General features: G+C 59.3%; 22 protein-coding genes. 11 read left to right on the top strand and 11 right to left on the bottom strand.

What is annotated here, in order from left to right:
- The first annotated feature begins 38 nt into the window (after window positions 1-38).
- The 4 genes from NNA36_RS07745 (at window position 39) to NNA36_RS07730 (ending at window position 2,611) form a co-directional block, all read left to right on the top strand.
- Window positions 39-347, top strand: a complete 309-nt coding sequence (locus NNA36_RS07745; protein WP_255105988.1) for a DUF2282 domain-containing protein — start codon at window positions 39-41, stop codon at window positions 345-347.
- Between the two features lie 90 nt (window positions 348-437).
- Window positions 438-1,295 carry a DUF692 family multinuclear iron-containing protein gene (locus NNA36_RS07740; RefSeq protein ID WP_255105986.1) on the top strand — a complete coding sequence of 286 codons (858 nt, stop codon included), beginning with the start codon at window positions 438-440 and terminating at the stop codon, window positions 1,293-1,295.
- Window positions 1,292-2,041 (top strand): DNA-binding domain-containing protein, encoded by a 750-nt coding sequence (locus NNA36_RS07735; protein WP_255105984.1) that lies wholly within the window; start codon window positions 1,292-1,294, stop codon window positions 2,039-2,041. Before NNA36_RS07740 ends, NNA36_RS07735 begins: the two co-directional genes overlap by 4 nt.
- Window positions 2,042-2,050: 9 nt before the next feature.
- Window positions 2,051-2,611: a DoxX family protein gene (locus NNA36_RS07730; RefSeq protein WP_255105982.1), complete on the top strand. Its 561-nt coding sequence runs from the start codon at window positions 2,051-2,053 to the stop codon at window positions 2,609-2,611.
- On the opposite strand, the gene NNA36_RS07725 is transcribed toward NNA36_RS07730, so the two are convergent.
- A complete protein-coding gene (locus NNA36_RS07725; protein ID WP_255105979.1) occupies window positions 2,600-2,968 on the bottom strand; it encodes a hypothetical protein in 369 nt (122 codons plus the stop codon). The genes NNA36_RS07730 and NNA36_RS07725 overlap by 12 nt on opposite strands.
- 48 nt (window positions 2,969-3,016) lie before the next feature.
- Entirely contained in the window at window positions 3,017-3,328 is a 312-nt protein-coding gene (locus NNA36_RS07720) for an ArsC/Spx/MgsR family protein (RefSeq protein ID WP_255105977.1), read from the bottom strand.
- 206 nt (window positions 3,329-3,534) lie between these two features.
- Between NNA36_RS07720 and NNA36_RS07715 the strand changes: the two genes are divergently transcribed.
- Complete coding sequence (locus tag NNA36_RS07715) at window positions 3,535-3,741, top strand: cold-shock protein (protein ID WP_255105976.1); 207 nt, start codon at window positions 3,535-3,537, stop codon at window positions 3,739-3,741.
- 454 nt (window positions 3,742-4,195) lie between these two features.
- Here the strand turns inward: NNA36_RS07715 and NNA36_RS07710 are convergent, their stop codons facing one another.
- Window positions 4,196-4,672 (bottom strand): dihydrofolate reductase, encoded by a 477-nt coding sequence (locus NNA36_RS07710; protein WP_255105975.1) that lies wholly within the window; start codon window positions 4,670-4,672, stop codon window positions 4,196-4,198.
- A gap of 4 nt (window positions 4,673-4,676) precedes the next feature.
- A complete protein-coding gene (locus tag NNA36_RS07705) occupies window positions 4,677-5,510 on the bottom strand; it encodes a thymidylate synthase (RefSeq protein ID WP_255105973.1) in 834 nt (277 codons plus the stop codon).
- Between the two features lie 155 nt (window positions 5,511-5,665).
- On the opposite strand from NNA36_RS07705, the gene NNA36_RS07700 reads away from it, so the two are divergent.
- Together NNA36_RS07700 and NNA36_RS07695 are read left to right on the top strand one after the other, a co-directional pair.
- Complete coding sequence (locus NNA36_RS07700; RefSeq protein ID WP_255105971.1) at window positions 5,666-6,094, top strand: VOC family protein; 429 nt, start codon at window positions 5,666-5,668, stop codon at window positions 6,092-6,094.
- 5 nt (window positions 6,095-6,099) lie between these two features.
- Complete coding sequence (locus NNA36_RS07695; RefSeq protein WP_255105969.1) at window positions 6,100-6,801, top strand: DUF1194 domain-containing protein; 702 nt, start codon at window positions 6,100-6,102, stop codon at window positions 6,799-6,801.
- On the opposite strand, the gene NNA36_RS07690 is transcribed toward NNA36_RS07695, so the two are convergent.
- From NNA36_RS07690 to NNA36_RS07680, 3 genes are all read right to left on the bottom strand, one after another.
- The gene (locus tag NNA36_RS07690) at window positions 6,795-7,292 is read right to left on the bottom strand and encodes a MarR family winged helix-turn-helix transcriptional regulator (RefSeq protein ID WP_255105967.1); all 498 of its coding nucleotides are present in this window, start codon (window positions 7,290-7,292) and stop codon (window positions 6,795-6,797) included. The genes NNA36_RS07695 and NNA36_RS07690 overlap by 7 nt on opposite strands.
- Before the next feature lie 92 nt (window positions 7,293-7,384).
- Window positions 7,385-7,648, bottom strand: a complete 264-nt coding sequence (locus NNA36_RS07685) for a succinate dehydrogenase assembly factor 2 (RefSeq protein ID WP_255105964.1) — start codon at window positions 7,646-7,648, stop codon at window positions 7,385-7,387.
- The gene (locus NNA36_RS07680; protein WP_255105961.1) at window positions 7,641-8,066 is read right to left on the bottom strand and encodes a helix-turn-helix transcriptional regulator; all 426 of its coding nucleotides are present in this window, start codon (window positions 8,064-8,066) and stop codon (window positions 7,641-7,643) included. Before NNA36_RS07680 ends, NNA36_RS07685 begins: the two co-directional genes overlap by 8 nt.
- Before the next feature lie 87 nt (window positions 8,067-8,153).
- On the opposite strand from NNA36_RS07680, the gene NNA36_RS07675 reads away from it, so the two are divergent.
- Together NNA36_RS07675 and NNA36_RS07670 are read left to right on the top strand one after the other, a co-directional pair.
- Complete coding sequence (locus NNA36_RS07675; RefSeq protein WP_255105958.1) at window positions 8,154-9,356, top strand: pyridoxal phosphate-dependent aminotransferase; 1,203 nt, start codon at window positions 8,154-8,156, stop codon at window positions 9,354-9,356.
- A 9-nt stretch (window positions 9,357-9,365) separates the two neighbouring features.
- Window positions 9,366-9,773: a hypothetical protein gene (locus NNA36_RS07670; RefSeq protein ID WP_255105955.1), complete on the top strand. Its 408-nt coding sequence runs from the start codon at window positions 9,366-9,368 to the stop codon at window positions 9,771-9,773.
- 27 nt (window positions 9,774-9,800) lie between these two features.
- Here the strand turns inward: NNA36_RS07670 and NNA36_RS07665 are convergent, their stop codons facing one another.
- Together NNA36_RS07665 and ppk2 are read right to left on the bottom strand one after the other, a co-directional pair.
- Entirely contained in the window at window positions 9,801-11,168 is a 1,368-nt protein-coding gene (locus tag NNA36_RS07665) for an MATE family efflux transporter (RefSeq protein ID WP_255105952.1), read from the bottom strand.
- Between the two features lie 206 nt (window positions 11,169-11,374).
- On the bottom strand, window positions 11,375-12,358 hold the full coding sequence (ppk2, locus tag NNA36_RS07660) for a polyphosphate kinase 2 (protein WP_255105949.1): 984 nt from the start codon (window positions 12,356-12,358) through the stop codon (window positions 11,375-11,377).
- Between the two features lie 205 nt (window positions 12,359-12,563).
- Here ppk2 and parE point away from each other — a divergent pair, with 205 nt between their 5' ends.
- Window positions 12,564-14,522, top strand: a complete 1,959-nt coding sequence (parE, locus tag NNA36_RS07655; protein WP_255105947.1) for a DNA topoisomerase IV subunit B — start codon at window positions 12,564-12,566, stop codon at window positions 14,520-14,522.
- Entirely contained in the window at window positions 14,515-15,255 is a 741-nt protein-coding gene (locus NNA36_RS07650) for a hypothetical protein (RefSeq protein ID WP_255105945.1), read from the top strand. Before parE ends, NNA36_RS07650 begins: the two co-directional genes overlap by 8 nt.
- A gap of 334 nt (window positions 15,256-15,589) precedes the next feature.
- Here NNA36_RS07650 and NNA36_RS07645 read toward each other — a convergent pair whose 3' ends face one another.
- The gene (locus tag NNA36_RS07645; protein ID WP_255105943.1) at window positions 15,590-16,003 is read right to left on the bottom strand and encodes a hypothetical protein; all 414 of its coding nucleotides are present in this window, start codon (window positions 16,001-16,003) and stop codon (window positions 15,590-15,592) included.
- A gap of 62 nt (window positions 16,004-16,065) precedes the next feature.
- Complete coding sequence (locus NNA36_RS07640; protein ID WP_255105938.1) at window positions 16,066-16,500, bottom strand: hypothetical protein; 435 nt, start codon at window positions 16,498-16,500, stop codon at window positions 16,066-16,068.
- Between the last annotated feature and the right edge of the window lie 186 nt (window positions 16,501-16,686).

The following is a 16,686-nucleotide window of genomic DNA, read 5'->3' as shown; positions in this document are numbered from 1 at the left end:
GGCCCGAATTCACAACCTACCAAAGGGAAGAGAGAACCATGTCGAAGACCATCAAGACCCTCGCAGTCGCCAGCGCCGTTGCAGCAGCCCTGACCGCCACCACCCACACCGCGGCCAACGCTGCTGAAAAAGAAAAGTGCTACGGCGTTTCGATGGCAGGCAAGAACGACTGCGCCGCCGGCCCCGGCACCACCTGCGCAGGCACCTCGACCGTAGACTACCAAGGCAACGCCTGGACCCTGGTCGACAAAGGCACCTGCACCAGCATCGATCTGCCGGCAATGGCAGACGGCTCGGCCCGCATGGGTTCGCTGGAAGCTCTGGAGCGTGACCTCCCGGCTTCGTAAGCCAACAGGAAGCCCCGGCACAGCATCCCCGCGCCGGGGCTTTTCCACAAAGGGCGTTCAGCCCCAACAAAAAAAGACGGAATGACACCCATGTTTGATGCACCCACTCCCTCACCGGAATTGCCCAACCTGCCGGGTGTCGGTTACAAACCGCAACATTTCCAAGACATTATCGAAAATCCCGGTAGCGTCGGCTGGCTCGAAATCCACGCCGAGAACTACATGGGTGCCGGTGGCCGCCCGCACGCCCAGATGCGTCACATGGCCGAACGTTTTCCGATTTCCGTACACGGTGTTGGCCTGTCGATCGGCGGTGAAGGTCGCCTTGATCCGGAACACCTTGCCCGCCTCAAGCACCTCGTCGACTGGCTGAACCCGACCGTGTTCTCCGAACACCTCGCCTGGTCCTCGCACGAGAGCGCCTTTCTCAACGATCTCCTGCCCCTGCCCTACACCGATGACACGCTGACCCGCGTTTGCGACCACATCGACGAGCTGCAAGAGACCATCAACCGCCAGATGATGCTGGAAAACCCCTCCAGCTATCTCGCCTTTGCCGAAAGCACCTGGAGCGAGCCCGACTTCCTGCGCGAAGTCAGCAAACGCACCGGCTGTGGCCTGCTGCTTGACGTGAACAACGTCTTCGTCTCGGCCACCAACCTGAAATACGATCCGCGCGACTATATCGCTGCCTACCCGCTTGAAAAGGTGGGCGAAATCCATCTCGGCGGCCACGATGAAGACGAAGACGACCACGGCGCGCCTCTCCTGATCGACAGCCACGGCAAACCGGTGGTTGATCCGGTCTGGGCGCTTCTTGATCACACCCTCGAAATCGCAGGCCCGCGCCCGATCCTGATCGAATGGGACAACGACGTCCCCGATTGGCCGGAACTGGAATCCGAGGCCGGACGCGCCGCCGCCGCCCTTGCCAAGGTGCCGGCATGACCGTCTCCCAGACCGATTTCCGCAGCGCCCTTCTGGACGCCGATCTTCCCATGCCCGAAGGGCTGGTTGATGATCAGGGCCGCCCCGCAGGCCGCCGATTCAGCGTCTACCGCAACAACGTCGCAGTCTCGCTGACCGAGGCGCTCGAGACGGCCTTCCCTGCCATTGCGAAACTGTTGGGAAACGAGAACTTCAAGGCCATCGCCGGTGTCTTCCTGCGCCAGTCCCCGCCCAGCAGCCCGCTGATGATGCACTATGGGGCGGCTTTCCCCGATTTCCTGCGCGGCTTCGAACCGCTCGCACACCTCGGCTATCTTGGTGATGTCGCCGCCATGGAACAGGCCCTGCGCCGCTCCTACCATGCAGAAGACGCCACACCGATCGCCGGCGATGCGCTGGCACAGTTTCCCGAAGACCAGCTTGCCGATGTGCGCCTGACGCTCGCGCCCTCGGTCGAACTGCTGGCCTCGCCCTGGCCGATCTATGACATCTGGGCTTTCAACATGCGCGACGGCGCACCCAAGCCCCGCCCCGTGGCCCAGGAGATCCTGATCACCCGCGTTGAATTTGATCCCGAGCCGCATCTGCTCGGTCCCGGAGCCGCGGTTTTCATCCGCGCCCTCCAGAATGGGAAAACCCTCGGCGAAGCCGCGGAAGATGCAACCACTCACTCTGCCGAGTTCGACCTCGGCGCCTGTCTCACCCTATTGCTGACCGAGCAGGCACTCACCACTGCAACTTTGTGAGGAAACACCATGAACACTCTGATTTCGCTTCACAATTCCATTTTCTCCCGTATTGAGCGCGCCGATTGGCTCGCCCCGACCCTGGCACGTTTTACCTTTGCCGCCGTCCTGCTGTTCTACTTCTGGAACTCCGGCGTTACCAAACTTGGTGACGGCATCATGGGCATCTTTGCCCCCTCCGTCGGCGGCTATGCCCAGATCTTCCCCAAGGCGCTTGAGGCCGTCACCTATGACACCTCGCAACTGTCAATCTTTCACTGGGCGGTCGTGACCGCGGGCACATGGGCAGAGTTCATCCTGCCTGCCCTCATCGTTGTCGGCCTGCTGTCGCGTGTCGCCGCGCTTGGCATGATCGGCTTTATCGTCGTGCAATCGCTGACCGATCTCTACGGCCATGGCGGTATCGAACACCCCGAAACCCTTGGCGCGTGGTTTGACAATATCTCGAACGCCGCCATCCTCGACCAACGGGCATTCTGGGTGTTCACCCTGCTCGTCATCGTGATCAAGGGCGCGGGTCCGCTGTCTCTCGATCGCCTCCTCGCGCCCCGTCAGAAATCAGAAATGTGATTTCGGCTCGTCAGGTTTGCCCGCGGCAAGGGCCAGAACGCCCCCAAGCGCGGCAAAGCTGATCGGGAACATTGTAAAAACGTTAAACCCAAAGGCGGCATACATGCCGCCTGCGGACAGGATCAAAAGGATCCCGCCCCAAAGGGCCCGCGACCGCGCCATCGCGCCACCGGCAATCGCCAGCAACGGTGACAACAGCCCACCAGCCCGCACAAGCTGCACATTGTCCACCTGCTCGAAAAGGTCATCGACCTCGCCGAACCGTTCGATCAGATCGGTGTAGCCCCAGGTGAAAAAGCCAATGAACATCCCGACGATGCCCGCAATGATCCCAAGGGTGAGTGCTGCGTTGCGCATGTGTTTTCCTTTGCTATGCCTGTTCAGGACATATGTGCCCTGCCCAGATCAACAAAGGGAAGATTGCACGTCTTTTCCCCATCCCAGATAGAGCTGCCCGTCTTTTTCGATCAGTGGGCGTTTCATCAACGCCGGGTGATCCGCCAACAGCTCCAGCGCCGGTCGCGCGCGCTCTGCCTCGTCCAGACCACGCCATGTTGTTGACCGTGTATTCACCAAAGCGCCCTCGAATTCCGCAAACGCCTTTTTCATGACGTCAGCCGGAACCCCCTCGGCGCGAACATCAACCAGCACGGCACCCTCAAGGGATTTCAAAGCCTTACGGCAGGTATCACAGTTCTTCAGACCATAAATCTTCATTGCACGCTCCCTAATTTGTGACCACTTCATCCAAATTCAGAGCAAAAATTCAATGCTGTTTTGCTTGCTTTTTACAAAACCCGTGCAATCCTTTGTTTAGCATTTATTCAGCTGCTCGTTTTCAATCGACATTTGCGGGCTTCGGGGGGTGCGTCCGCTGGTGCGGTTTGGCCGGCGGAATTGAAGACAATAGAAGGAGAAGCGGTATGCCAAGCGGCACCGTAAAATGGTTTAATACGACTAAAGGCTATGGGTTCATTGCACCTGACGATGGGGGCAAAGACGTTTTCGTGCATATTTCGGCAGTTGAACGGTCCGGTATGACCGGCCTTGCCGACAATCAAAAGATTGCTTTCGAATTGATTGAAGGCCGCGACGGCCGCCAAATGGCCGGCGACCTCAAGGCTCTCTAAGCCGGATGCAGGACGGGGCGCCTGAACGTCGCCCCATTCCTTCCCTCAGCTACACCCTTTGACACCCGCTGGGCAGCTCATGCCGTGCGAGTAATACCGGCGTGTCTGTGCTGGCGCACTGTAGGACTCGCTGGTATTGGGCGTGCCACAGCAAATCACCCCACCAAGCACAATCGGCTGAGCGCCCGTCGGACAATAGTTGGCCGAGGCATTATAAGGCTGAATCAAAATGCCTTCAGGCTGGTTGACCGGCCCGATCTTCGGAGCATTGCTGCTCCAGGTCTGAGCATAGGCCGGGACCGCAGCAATCGACGCAACGACTGCAAGTTTCAAAACTTTACGCATTGGGAATCCTTCCCATTGAGGAACATGTTCACGTGAATAGGGGAATCCTACGGATTGGCGTCGAACAGGTCAATTTCCACAACGGAAACGATGTGTTTCCGCGCCTCCCCTAGCGCCGCAGGTACTCATGCGCGATGCAGCGCGGCCCCTCGGCACGAATTTCATAGGTCCCGACACGCCGCCAGTCCGCGTCTTGAAATTCCGGAAAATGCGTGTCCGCGCCCTCCACCTCAAGCTCGACCTCGGTCACGAGCAGGCGATTGGCCAGTGGCAAAAGCGCCGCGTAAATCCGCTCTCCGCCCATGCCATAGATCCGCCGGTAGCCCTCCGCCTCGGCCAGCGCGATGGCCGCCTCGATGCTTTCCACCCGGTGTTCGGCAATGCCTTCCTGCCGCGACACCACGATGTTCAGACGGTTTTTCAACGGCTTGAACGGCAGGCTGTCCCACGTGTTCCGCCCCATGATGACCGCACCACCGCTGGTCTCGCGTTGAAAGAACGCAAGGTCTTCGCGCACGCGCCACGGGATATCGTTGTCTTTGCCGATCGCACCATTGCGATCACGGGCAACAATCAATGTAATCATAAGGTTATACCGCCACTGGTGCCGAAATCGCCGGATCGGGATCATAGTTCAGAACGTCGAAATCCTCGTATTTGAAATCGAAGAGCGACTCAACCTGACGATTGATCCTGACCTGCGGCAGCGTCTTTGGCGTCCGCGCCAGCTGTGTGTTCACCTGCTCAAGGTGGTTGGAATAGATATGCGCATCACCAATCGTATGCACGAAATCCCCCGCCTCGTATCCTGTCACATGCGCCAGCATCATCAACAAAAGCGTATAGGAGGCGATGTTGAACGGCACCCCAAGGAACATGTCCGCCGAACGCTGGTACAGCTGAAGGTGCATCTTCTTGCCAACGATCCGCACCTGCCACAGGGTGTGGCACGGCGGCAGCGCCATGTCCGGCACATCCGCGGGGTTCCAGGCCGACACGATCAGGCGGCGGCTGTCGGGGGATGTCTGGATCATGCGCACGAGGTCTGCGATCTGGTCTACTTCCCCGGCGTGAAACAGGGGCCGACCTTCGCCATCCTCGCCCGCGCCGATCAGCTTGGGGAAATGGCGCCATTGATGGCCATAGACCGGCCCAAGATCGCCGTTCTCATCCGCCCATTCATCCCAGATCGAAACACCGTTGTCCTTGAGATAGCCGATATTGGTGTCCCCCGCGAGGAACCACAAAAGCTCGTGAATGATCGAACGCAGGTGGAGTTTCTTGGTGGTCACCAGCGGAAAACCATCGGCAAGGGAATACCGCTGCTGCATCCCGAAATAGGAAATCGTGCCCGTTCCCGTGCGATCGCTCGACTCTTCGCCCTGTTCCAGGATTGTCTTGAGAGCATCATGATATTGCTGCACGTCCCTCTTCCCCCGCTAGGTGTTGTGTTTCTTCCTGTTTACGAGGTCTCTTGCGCGGCTCCAAGCCTCAAAGTTGATCCTGACAATCACTTTGCCTTGGAAATGTCAGGATGCGGTGATTACATCTCCCTCAACAAGCGAAGGGGAAACACCACATGCACCTGAAATACCTGCACACTATGGTCCGCGTGAAGGATCTGGAAAAATCGATGGCCTTCTATGAACTGCTCGGCCTCAAGGAAACGCGCCGCTGGGACAACGAAGACGGACGCTTTACCCTGATCTTCATGGCCCCCGAGGGCCAGGAGGAGTGCCCGGTAGAGCTCACCTACAACTGGGACGGTGACGATGAATTGCCAAGCGATTCCCGCCACTTCGGCCACCTTGCCTATGAAGTTGGCAACATTTACGAGGTCTGCCAGCACCTGATGGACAACGGCGTGACCATCAACCGCCCCCCGCGCGATGGCCGCATGGCTTTCGTGCGCTCGCCAGACAATATCTCGATCGAGCTCTTGCAACAGGGCGAGGCTCTGGCACCGGCAGAACCCTGGTCCAGCATGGAAAGCACTGGCCACTGGTAAGCCCGGTGCGTGCACTCCTGCTCATCACCGCCGCCCTTTCCGCATTTGCGGGTGGGGCTTCGGCCAACTGCCGACAGGCGCTTGCCCTCGGGCTGGATGTCTCGGGCTCGGTCGATTCGGCGGAATACCGGCTCCAGCTCGATGGCCTCGCCTCGGCGCTGCTGGCCCCCGACGTGCAGGACGTGCTGCTTTCGACCCCGCGCTGGCCCGTGCGCATTGCCATCTATGAATGGAGCGGGCCGCGCATGTTCAATCGCCGCCTGCTCGTGGACTGGACCGAGGTCAGCGATCTTGCCACCCTCACCTCCATCACCAAAAGCCTGCGCGAAACCACCCGCCGCAAGGCCGATCCCTCAACCGCCCTCGGCGCGGCCATGCAGTACGGGGCGGATCTTCTGGCGACCCAGTCAGCCTGCGCCAAACGCACCCTCGACATTTCCGGCGATGGCAAATCCAACACCGGCCCCCTGCCCCAAGGCGTTGCCACGCCCGACTGGCTTACCATCAACGGTCTGGTGGTGGGAGAAGCCCGCGCCAGCGTCACACCGGAACTTGGCGAGCTGGTGTCTTACTACCGCGCCAACGTCCTGCGCGGGCCAGACGCCTTTGTCGAAACCGCCTTGGGTTTCAACGATTTCCACGAAGCAATGCGCCGCAAACTGCTGCGCGAAATTCAGGGCCTGTCGCTGGCTGTCCTCGATCAATAGATATAACGGATCTGGTCGGTCCAGTAGCGTTCCACCCGCCGCAGGGAAAACGTTATGTCCTCAATCCCCTGCGCCTCAATCACGCCCCGCGACTGCAAACCGTCGGCATGGCGTTCGAACAGAGCAGAAACAACATCCCGGATCATCCTGCCTTTCTGGGTAAGCCGCACCCTTACAGAGCGTCGGTCAATCTCGCACCGCTGGTGGTGCATATACCCCATCTCGACCAGCTTCTTCAGGTTATAGCTGACGTTGCTGCCCTGATAATAACCACGCGATTTCAGCTCGCCCGCCGTCACCTCGTTATCGCCAATGTTGAACAACAAAAGCGCCTGAACCGCGTTCACCTCAAGAACCCCGACGCGTTCGAATTCATCCTTTATGACATCCAGCAGCAACCGATGCAGACGTTCCACAAGGGCAAGCGCGTCCAGGTAGCAGGTCATGAAGCCCGCGTCTGTTCTCTGCTCGAGGGGGGCATGAATGCTCATTCTTAGTCTCCGACATTCCGTATCGCTGTCGGAGACTGGGGCAGAATGCCCAATAATCGGTTAAATCGTCCGGTTAACGCCTAAAATGCGAATTACTCGGCGCCGCTGATGGCCTGAGAGATATCCTTGATCAGGGCTGCAAACTGCTCTGGCGCCGCCGCCTGGCCCGTGACCCACTGGTACAGGTCCTGATCGTTTTCGTGCAAAAGCGCATCGTAAAGATCAAGTGCGGCATCATCCATCTGCGCGAGGTTGTCGTCTGCATAACGTTCAAGGATGATGTCCATCTCCTTGATGCCCCGGCGCATCGAGCGCATCTTCATGCGTTTCAGGCGGTTCTCGCGGGTCTCAGTCATCGGTATTGGCTTCTTTCACTTTCAGGCGCAGCTTCTTTTCCAACCGGGCCAGCTGGTCGAGGTTGTTCTTCATCTGCACCCGGATACCACGGATTTCCACCAGAAGCCCACCCAGATCGGGATCGTGATGGTCCTCCTCCCCCGGCGCGGCCTCAACACCGTCGCCTTCCCCGGTTAGCAACCAGACAACCGAGACATTCAACAGGCCAGACATCATCTGAAGCTTGTTGGCGCGCGGTTCATTCAGGTCGTCTTCCCAGCCCCGAACCGTCGACAGTTTCACCCCAAGACGTTTCGAGAAGTCCTCCTGACTCAGCCCGGCATAGTCACGCGCAGCCGCAAGACGATCGCCAAAGGTCGCGACATCATCGCCATACCAATAGTCGTGATAGTCCTCATCGGTGAAATCTTCGGCCATCTGTGGCCTCCTTTGCTTCGATCATGCTTGAACGGTGTCCGGCGGCACCCTAAGACATGCACAGATTGAATACAAACGAGGTTCCCGATGACTTTCCTGTCCGCGACACTTTCCCGCGTAAAACCTTCGCCCACCATCGCCGTCACCACCAAGGCAGGCGAGATGAAGGCTGCCGGGCGTGACGTCATCGGCCTGGGCGCAGGGGAACCCGATTTCGACACGCCGCAGAACATCAAGGATGCGGCCATCGCGGCAATCAACGCGGGCAAGACGAAATACACCGCCGTTGACGGCATTCCCGAACTCAAGGCCGCGATCTGCGCCAAGTTCGAACGCGAGAACGGTCTGACATATGAACCCAAGCAGGTGAGCGTCGGCACCGGCGGCAAGCAAATCCTCTACAACGCCCTCGTCGCGACCCTGAACCCGGGCGACGAAGTGGTGATCCCCGCGCCCTACTGGGTGTCCTACCCCGACATGGTCCTGCTGGCGGGCGGCGAACCCGTCATCGCCACCGCAACGCTGGAAAACAACTTCAAGCTGACGCCAGAGCAACTTGAGGCGGCGATCACCCCCAAGACCAAGTGGCTGATCTTCAACTCGCCCTCGAACCCCACGGGCGCAGGCTACAGTCGTGAGGAACTCAAGGGCCTCACCGACGTCCTCATGCGCCACCCGCACGTCTGGGTGATGACCGACGACATGTACGAACACCTCGCCTATGACGATTTCGAATTCTGCACCCCAGCCGAGGTCGAACCCGCGCTCTATGAGCGCACCCTCACCTGCAACGGAGTCTCCAAGGCCTATGCCATGACCGGCTGGCGCATCGGCTATGCCGCCGGTCCCGCAGACCTGATCGCCGCCATGCGCAAGATCCAGTCACAGTCGACATCGAACCCCTGCACGGTCTCGCAATGGGCCGCTGTCGAAGCGCTGAACGGACAACAGGACTACCTCGCCGACAACGCCAAGATCTTCGCACGTCGCCGCGATCTCGTGGTCTCCATGCTCTCGGCAATCGACGGCATCACCTGCCCGAACCCCGAAGGCGCCTTCTATGTCTACCCCTCCATCGCGGGCCTGATCGGCAAGACCACCCCGGCCGGCACAAAGATTGAAAACGACGAGGCCTTCGCCACCGCCCTTCTGGAAGAGGCCGAGGTGGCCGTGGTCTTCGGCGCGGCATTCGGCCTTTCGCCAAACTTCCGCGTCAGCTACGCTACCTCTGACGACGCCCTCAAAACCGCCTGCGAACGTATCCAGGCGTTCTGCGCGTCACTGACCTGAGGAACGTGGATGTCCGCTGATCTGCCTGAATATTACTTCCGGGTTCGTGAAAACGGGGCACTGGTCTTTCGCGTCGACACGCAGAACCGCCAGCGCCGCATCGACATGGATCAGATCGCGGTGGTCAACATCCGCAACGGCGAGATCAAGCCGCACGGTGATCGCATCCTGTCCGATGACGACCTAGAGGTCATCCGCGACTGGATGCAGGAACGCCAGGAAGTGCTAGCGCATCGCGACATCGACGACATTCACCGCGCCGTCGACTACATGAACCTCACCACGCAGTGGGCCCAGTCCCGCGCCACCGAGGAACAGCTGGAAGACGTCACCGACGCGCTTTTGCTGGCCATGCACGACCTGCGCTCGGTCCTTGTCCGCAAAAAGGCCGACCGCCTGCTCAAGGGCAATCAGTAGCTTCGACCTATCAGCAAAAAATCCAACTCAGGCCGCGAACTGCCGCCTGAGCGTGGACAGTTTCGGCCCCCAGAAACGCCACATCAAGAGGATCGACGCCGCCGTCAGGCCAACCACCAGCCCCAGCCAGACGCCAACACCGCCCCAGCCGAGCGAGAACCCGAGGACATAGCCGCAGGGCACCCCGATGATCCAATAGCTGATCGCGGCAATGATCATCGGTGCCCGCGTGTCCTTGACGCCGCGCAACAAGCCCAGCGCCATCACCTGCGCCCCGTCAACAATCTGGAACAGAGCCGCCATATACAACAGCGCCACACCCGCGGTCAGGATCACCATCCGGTTCGGCTCATCCGGGTTGAGGAACAGCCCCAAAAGGAACTCCGGATAGCTCAGGAACACGACAACAGCACAAACAGCCGTCGCAAAGGACATCAGGATCGCCACCTGCGCGCCCTTGGCAAGGTGTTCGGCATCCTTGCGCCCAATCGCGTTCCCGGCCCGCACCGTCGCTGCGTTCGACAGCCCGAGGTGCACCATGAATGTCAGCGATGCCAGCTGAAGCGCGATCCCATGCGCGGCAAGCTGGATCGTCCCAAGCCAACCCATCATCAACGACGAGGCCGCGAACAGCCCCACTTCCGCAAGGTTGGTGATCCCGATAGGCAGGCCAAGCCGGAACACATGGGCAAACGCCTCCCAGTCCGGCCGCCAGAGACGCGCGAAAAGGGTATGCTCGGGAAGAACAACCGCCGCATAGATCATCACCCCGGCAAGCGAGATCACCTGCACCACCAGCGAGGCAATCGCTGCGCCTACAACGCCCAGTTCGGGCGCGCCCCAGTTGCCGAAGATAAGCGCATAGTTCACAAGCCCGTTCGCCACTGCAGCGGCAACCGTCACCCAGAACACCACGCGCGTCTTCTCAAGCGCCGCGAGGTAGCTTTTCAGCACCATCACCAGCAGTGCGGGCACCAGCCCCCAACCGGCAATACGCAGGTATTCCTGCGCCGTTGCAGCCACGTCCGGATCCTGCCCCAACGCCAAAAGGATCGCCTCGGAGAACCAGAACAGGGGCAGCGCCACGAAGGCCGCAATCACCGACAGCCACATCCCCATGCGCGTCACACGCCGCAGCGTCGTCTCGTCGCCCGCCGCATCGGCTTCGGCGACCAAGGGCATGACAGCAATGGCAAATCCGGACTCAAGGATGAAAATCACGAAGAAATAAGTACCGCCAAGCACCACAGCAGCCAGCGCCGCCACCGAGTACCAGCCAAGCATGACTGTATCGGTCAAATGAATGGCAAACTGCGCCACGTGCCCTCCGATCAAGGGCAGTCCAAGGCGCAATACCGCGCGCGAATGATCGCGATAGGTGAAAGAACTCGTCATACGCCAAGCCTTAGGCGGCCTGCGACATTCTGGCAAGCACCCTCTTTGCGAGAAACACTCTTCGCATTATCCAGATGGTTCGACACCTCGGATACACCCATAGAAAAAGGCGGCTTGATCCCAACGATCAACACCGCCTTTTCCGAGCTACTGCCCATTCAGAGCGCGCTACATCCCCTCCTCTGGAAGCAGCGCAGCAGCAGCCCTTATTTCTTTCGGGTATCCGGATGCAGCGCCGTGCCCAGGATATGCTCCGAACGATGGATCACATGGCTCGCCGTCGACACGATCAACGGGTCCGGTGCCTGCGCGATGTCCAGATCCTTACCCGGATAATCCAGCGAGTTCAGGAAGTGCAGCATACAGTTCAGACGCGCACGTTTCTTGTCGTTCGACTTGATCACCGTCCACGGCGCATCGGCGGTGTCGGTATAGAAGAACATCGCTTCCTTGGCCTCGGTGTAATCATCCCACTTGTCCAGCGATGCCTTGTCGATCGGCGACAGCTTCCACTGCTTGAGAGGATCGGTCTCGCGGCTCTTGAACCGGCGGCGCTGTTCGTCCTGCGTGACCGAGAACCAGTATTTGTAAAGGCGGATGCCCGAGCGCACCAGCATCTGTTCGAAATCAGGAGTCTGGCGCATGAACTCAAGGTATTCCCCCGGCTCGCAGAACCCCATCACACGCTCAACGCCAGCGCGGTTGTACCACGAACGGTCATAGAGCACGATCTCGCCCGAAGTCGGCAGGTGATTGATATAGCGCTGGAAGTACCACTGACCGCGTTCTTCATCCGTCGGCTTGTTCAGCGCCACAACGCGCGCCATCCGCGGATTGAGGTGCTCGGTAAAGCGCTTGATCGTCCCCCCCTTACCAGCGGCATCGCGGCCTTCAAACAACATGACGAACTTCTGGCCGGTTTCCTGCGCCCAAAGCTGAACCTTCAGAAGTTCAGCCTGAATCTTGGCCTTCTGCGCCTCGTAGGTTTTGCGCGACAGCTTCGTATCGTAGGGGTATTTGCCGCTTTCAAACGCAGCACGTACCTCTTCGGGGCTTGGGTTGGCCTTGCGTTCTTCCGCAGCGGTTTCCGCCACAACAGGCGCGGTCGCACCGTTGGCAACGGGTGCCTCGGTGGCGTCGTTGGTGGTTTTTTTCGATGCAGCGGAAGTATTCGCAGAAGTTGCGGTCATGTAATTCTCCAATTTTCTGAACTCGCGCACACCCTACCCCAAGCACCTTGACGCTGCATTGATGCACGTCAACATGGCCCCGCCTGACAGGCTTTTTCTGCCCGCAATCAATCCCTCCACAGCTATCTCGCGCTGCCCCCTTCCCCATGCCGCGCCCTCCTGCCATAATGGCCCCCAATCAACACCAAGAAGAGCAGCCCGACGCATGGCAAACGATCTCCTGACCGAGACCCAATCGCAATCCTACGACGCCTCCTCCATCGAAGTCCTCGAAGGGCTCGAACCTGTCCGCCAGAGGCCAGGCATGTATATCGGCGGCACGGACGAGCGCGCGCTGCACCACATGGTGGCCGAAATCCTCGACAACTCCATGGACGAGGCCGTTGCCGGTCACGCCAACCGGATCGAGGTGGAACTGCACGCCGATTATTCGGTCACGATCCGCGACAACGGCCGCGGCATCCCGATTGATCCGCACCCCAAGTTCCCCGACAAATCCGCGCTCGAGGTGATCCTCTGCACCCTGCACGCGGGCGGCAAGTTCTCGGGCAAGGCCTATCAGACCTCGGGCGGTCTGCACGGCGTTGGCTCCTCGGTCGTGAACGCGCTCTCGGATTCCCTCGTGGTCCAGGTCGCCCGCAACAAGGAACTGCACGAACAGCGGTTCTCGCGCGGTAAACCGCTTGGCCCCGTCGAAAAGGTCGGCAGCGCCCCCAATCGGCGCGGCACCACCGTGACCTTCCACGCCGATGCCGAGATCTTCGGCTCGCACCGCTTCAAGCCCAAGCGCCTCTTCACCCTCGTGCGCTCCAAGGCCTATCTCTTCTCCGGCGTCGAAATCCGCTGGAAATCCGAGATCGACGACAATGAAACCCCGACCGAGGCCACCTTCCACTTTCCCGGCGGCCTCAAGGACTACCTGACCGAGGTGCTTGGCAGCGCCTCGACCTATGCCGACGCGCCCTTTGCCGGCAAGGTCGAGTTCCGCGAGAAGTTCGGCGAGGCAGGCTATGTCGAATGGGCGATCAACTGGACGCCCTCGCGCGATGGCTTTACCCAGTCCTACTGTAACACCGTACCCACCCCAGAAGGCGGCACCCATGTCACCGGCTTCTGGGCTGCGATCCTCAAGGGCATCAAGGCTTACGGCGAACTGGTCGGCAACAAGAAGGCCACCCAGATCACCCGCGACGACCTGATGACCGGCGGCTGCGCGCTGGTCTCCTGCTTCATTGCCGATCCCGCCTTTGTCGGCCAGACCAAGGACCGCCTGTCGACCGAGGCCGCCAACAAGATGGTGGAAAACTCGGTCCGCGACCACTTTGACAACTGGCTGGCCGCCGATACCAAATCCGCCGGGGCCATTCTCGACTTCCTGATCCTGCGCGCCGAGGAACGCCTGCGTCGCCGTCAGGAAAAAGAGACCCAGCGCAAATCGGCCACCAAAAAGCTGCGCCTGCCGGGCAAGCTCACCGACTGTTCCGCCACCAACCGCGATGGAACCGAACTTTTCATCGTCGAGGGCGACTCGGCGGGCGGCTCGGCCAAGATGGCCCGCAACCGCAAGACCCAGGCCCTCCTGCCCCTGCGCGGTAAAATCCTCAACGTTCTCGGTGCGGCCTCGTCCAAGATCGGCTCAAACGCCGAGATCAACGACCTGACACAGGCGCTTGGCGTCGGCCTTGGCACCAAGTTCAACGTCGATGACCTGCGCTATGACAAGATCATCATCATGACCGATGCGGATGTCGACGGTGCGCACATCGCCTCGCTCCTGATGACCTTCTTCTTCACCCAGATGCGCCCGATGATCGACCAGGGCCACCTCTACCTCGCCTGCCCGCCGCTGTTCCGCCTGACGCAGGGCGCGAAACGCGTCTACTGCATCGACGAGACCGAGCGTGACGAATGGCTGGAAAAAGGCCTTGGCGGCAAGGGCAAGATCGACGTCTCGCGCTTCAAGGGTCTTGGCGAAATGGACGCCAAGGACCTCAAGGAAACCACGATGGACCCCGCCTCGCGCACCCTGATCCGCGTCACCATCGACGAGGACGAACCCGGCGAAACCGGAGACCTCGTGGAACGGCTGATGGGCAAGAAACCCGAACTGCGCTTTCAGTATATTCAGGAGAACGCGAAGTTCGTGGAGGAGTTGGATGTTTGAGGAGGGCAAAAGGCCGGAAAAACTTGAGCAAAAAGCGACGAAACTAGAGGCACTAGGCCTCAAGATTACAAAATTTTACTTCATTCTCCTTGTTGGCGGCATACCCCTCGCCTTTTACTCTGGCGCCCTGAAGCTTGAGCCAATGAGCCTGAATGAAGTCGGCGATTTTTTGGCCGGTGCCTTTGGCCCCCTAGCAATTTGCTGGCTAGTGCTTGGTTTCTTTCAGCAGGGAAGGGAACTTAGACACAGTGTTCAAGCTCTTGAGCTCCAAGCGGAAGAACTAAAAAATTCTGTTGAACAGCAAAAAGAAATGGTCGGCATAACCGAGCGACAATTGAACTTAGACATTGCCGTTCGTGAAGATCAAACTCTCGCTTCCCAATCAAGAGAATTGCCTTTTTTTCAGTTGCGAGGCGGCGGCAGCTCATCATCAGGCGGGAGGCGTAGCTATAAGTTCATTGCAAAAAACGTCGGCGCGGCATCCTTGGGAAGCAATTTGTTTCTAGAAGATAACCAGGAACTACTCCTAAGTTCCAAGGTGTTACCCTATCTGGCACCCGAAAAGGAAATGCCATTCGAACTCATTACCATCGACGAGAGACAATTGGATATTTCGAAAGAATACACGCTGACCTTGGAAAGCCGAAACATTAGAGATCAAGTGCGCAAGCAGGTATTCGTTATCAAAAATGGAGTCCCAGTGTTGTCTGAATGCGAACCTGAATTGCGCTGAAATCAAGAGGGAAATTGTCTAGCCGAATTGAGACATCCTTCTACCCAAAACAAAGGCCCGCGCCTGACCTTGGGGAGGCGAGAAGCGCCTTCCCATGGGGAAGGTCAGGCGCGGGCCGTGCGGCTGACGCCTCACGTCCCAGGGAAACACCCTGCCAGCGCCACTCTTTGATTTGCGCGGTTAGCTGCGCAGGGCTGCGCCTCACGTCCCAGGGAATACCCCGACAGCGCATTCATAGATTTCAAAGATTTTGAACGTGGCGACGTCCCACAAAGCGAACCATCCCGCTTCGATACGGAAGGCAAAGGGCCACGTAACCGAGCCTTGACCGCCCTCAGATCATCCGGTTGCGGATTGCTGTCCGGTTGCCGTCGCGTTTGGCGATCGCCCGCAGGGTCTCGATCACCGGGCAGCGTTCGATGTCAAAGCCCGGATGGTCCACCGGCGCGCCGTTGCGGTCGCGGAAACAGTGGCTGCGGTTGCGGCAGGTGTTGCAGCTTTCGACCAACAGCTTGGCCTGTGTGTTGGGATGGGCGATCTGCTGTTTGCTAAGGCCAAACAGGTGCCCCATCCGCATCAGCCTGCGCGCCACGTCGGTCGAATTGGCGTATTCGTCGATCAGCGCCCCAAGGCCCAGCGTGTCGCGATGCAGGCTCACCTTCGCGCGCGCCTGTTCTTCGGTCAGAGGTTTGTCCAGCGGCTTGATGAACCAGGCCCAAACCCGCGATGCAGTTTCTTGTCCCACCATGTCACTACTCAATCATCACGTCTTCTTTCCCAATCCTACTCAACCATAGGATTATGGTGAAATTATGATCTCCCGAGAAATTTTGGCATCCGGAACATCTGGTGCTTGATCGGCGCGCGGTTGCCATCCCGTTTCGCAATCTCGCGGTAGGTCTCGATATTGGCGCAGCGCTCCTTGTCAAACCCCGGCGTGCTGGTCCACTTGTGGTCGCGGTCCCTGAAACACCGACCGCGCATCGAACAGTTGTTGCAGCGCAGAACAAGCATCCGCCCTTGCGTGTTGGGATGAGCAATCTGCTGTTTACTCAACCCGAACATCCGCGACATCCGCAGCATCCGCATCGGCACTTCATCGTGTTCGGCGTATTCCTCGAACAGTTCCTCAAGCCCCATCTCATCATCCAGCGGATCACGCGACAGATGCGGATTGGGATGACCAAGTTTATGGTGCGGAGCGCGACCGCGCCCAGAAAATAGCTTCTTAATATGTCCCAGCATGACTGCTCCTTTCCTGCTAGGTAACCCCTCACTCTCCTCAAAATTGTTCTTACCTGGGGTAATTTATACTTTAGGAATATGCCGCAAATGTGGCAGGCCGACAGAATGACGTGAATTTGCGTCACCCCTCTCGCGCAGTACACACCCGCGTGAGGCCGGTTGCCCCTGCACAGCCCCGCTCCCTAA

Origin of the sequence: Shimia sp. CNT1-13L.2, assembly GCF_024331145.1 — a bacterium.
Lineage (GTDB): Bacteria > Pseudomonadota > Alphaproteobacteria > Rhodobacterales > Rhodobacteraceae > Shimia.
This window is presented reverse-complemented; position numbering and strand designations above follow the sequence as displayed.

Coding starts and splice junctions, on each gene's coding strand:
- NNA36_RS07745 (WP_255105988.1), top strand. CDS start 39: ATGTCGAAGACCATCAAGACCCTCGCAGTCGCCAGCGCCGTTGCAGCA.
- NNA36_RS07740 (WP_255105986.1), top strand. CDS start 438: ATGTTTGATGCACCCACTCCCTCACCGGAATTGCCCAACCTGCCGGGT.
- NNA36_RS07735 (WP_255105984.1), top strand. CDS start 1,292: ATGACCGTCTCCCAGACCGATTTCCGCAGCGCCCTTCTGGACGCCGAT.
- NNA36_RS07730 (WP_255105982.1), top strand. CDS start 2,051: ATGAACACTCTGATTTCGCTTCACAATTCCATTTTCTCCCGTATTGAG.
- NNA36_RS07725 (WP_255105979.1), bottom strand. CDS start 2,968: ATGCGCAACGCAGCACTCACCCTTGGGATCATTGCGGGCATCGTCGGG.
- NNA36_RS07720 (WP_255105977.1), bottom strand. CDS start 3,328: ATGAAGATTTATGGTCTGAAGAACTGTGATACCTGCCGTAAGGCTTTG.
- NNA36_RS07715 (WP_255105976.1), top strand. CDS start 3,535: ATGCCAAGCGGCACCGTAAAATGGTTTAATACGACTAAAGGCTATGGG.
- NNA36_RS07710 (WP_255105975.1), bottom strand. CDS start 4,672: ATGATTACATTGATTGTTGCCCGTGATCGCAATGGTGCGATCGGCAAA.
- NNA36_RS07700 (WP_255105971.1), top strand. CDS start 5,666: ATGCACCTGAAATACCTGCACACTATGGTCCGCGTGAAGGATCTGGAA.
- NNA36_RS07690 (WP_255105967.1), bottom strand. CDS start 7,292: ATGAGCATTCATGCCCCCCTCGAGCAGAGAACAGACGCGGGCTTCATG.
- NNA36_RS07685 (WP_255105964.1), bottom strand. CDS start 7,648: ATGACTGAGACCCGCGAGAACCGCCTGAAACGCATGAAGATGCGCTCG.
- NNA36_RS07680 (WP_255105961.1), bottom strand. CDS start 8,066: ATGGCCGAAGATTTCACCGATGAGGACTATCACGACTATTGGTATGGC.
- NNA36_RS07675 (WP_255105958.1), top strand. CDS start 8,154: ATGACTTTCCTGTCCGCGACACTTTCCCGCGTAAAACCTTCGCCCACC.
- NNA36_RS07670 (WP_255105955.1), top strand. CDS start 9,366: ATGTCCGCTGATCTGCCTGAATATTACTTCCGGGTTCGTGAAAACGGG.
- NNA36_RS07665 (WP_255105952.1), bottom strand. CDS start 11,168: ATGACGAGTTCTTTCACCTATCGCGATCATTCGCGCGCGGTATTGCGC.
- ppk2 (WP_255105949.1), bottom strand. CDS start 12,358: ATGACCGCAACTTCTGCGAATACTTCCGCTGCATCGAAAAAAACCACC.
- parE (WP_255105947.1), top strand. CDS start 12,564: ATGGCAAACGATCTCCTGACCGAGACCCAATCGCAATCCTACGACGCC.
- NNA36_RS07650 (WP_255105945.1), top strand. CDS start 14,515: ATGTTTGAGGAGGGCAAAAGGCCGGAAAAACTTGAGCAAAAAGCGACG.
- NNA36_RS07645 (WP_255105943.1), bottom strand. CDS start 16,003: ATGGTGGGACAAGAAACTGCATCGCGGGTTTGGGCCTGGTTCATCAAG.
- NNA36_RS07640 (WP_255105938.1), bottom strand. CDS start 16,500: ATGCTGGGACATATTAAGAAGCTATTTTCTGGGCGCGGTCGCGCTCCG.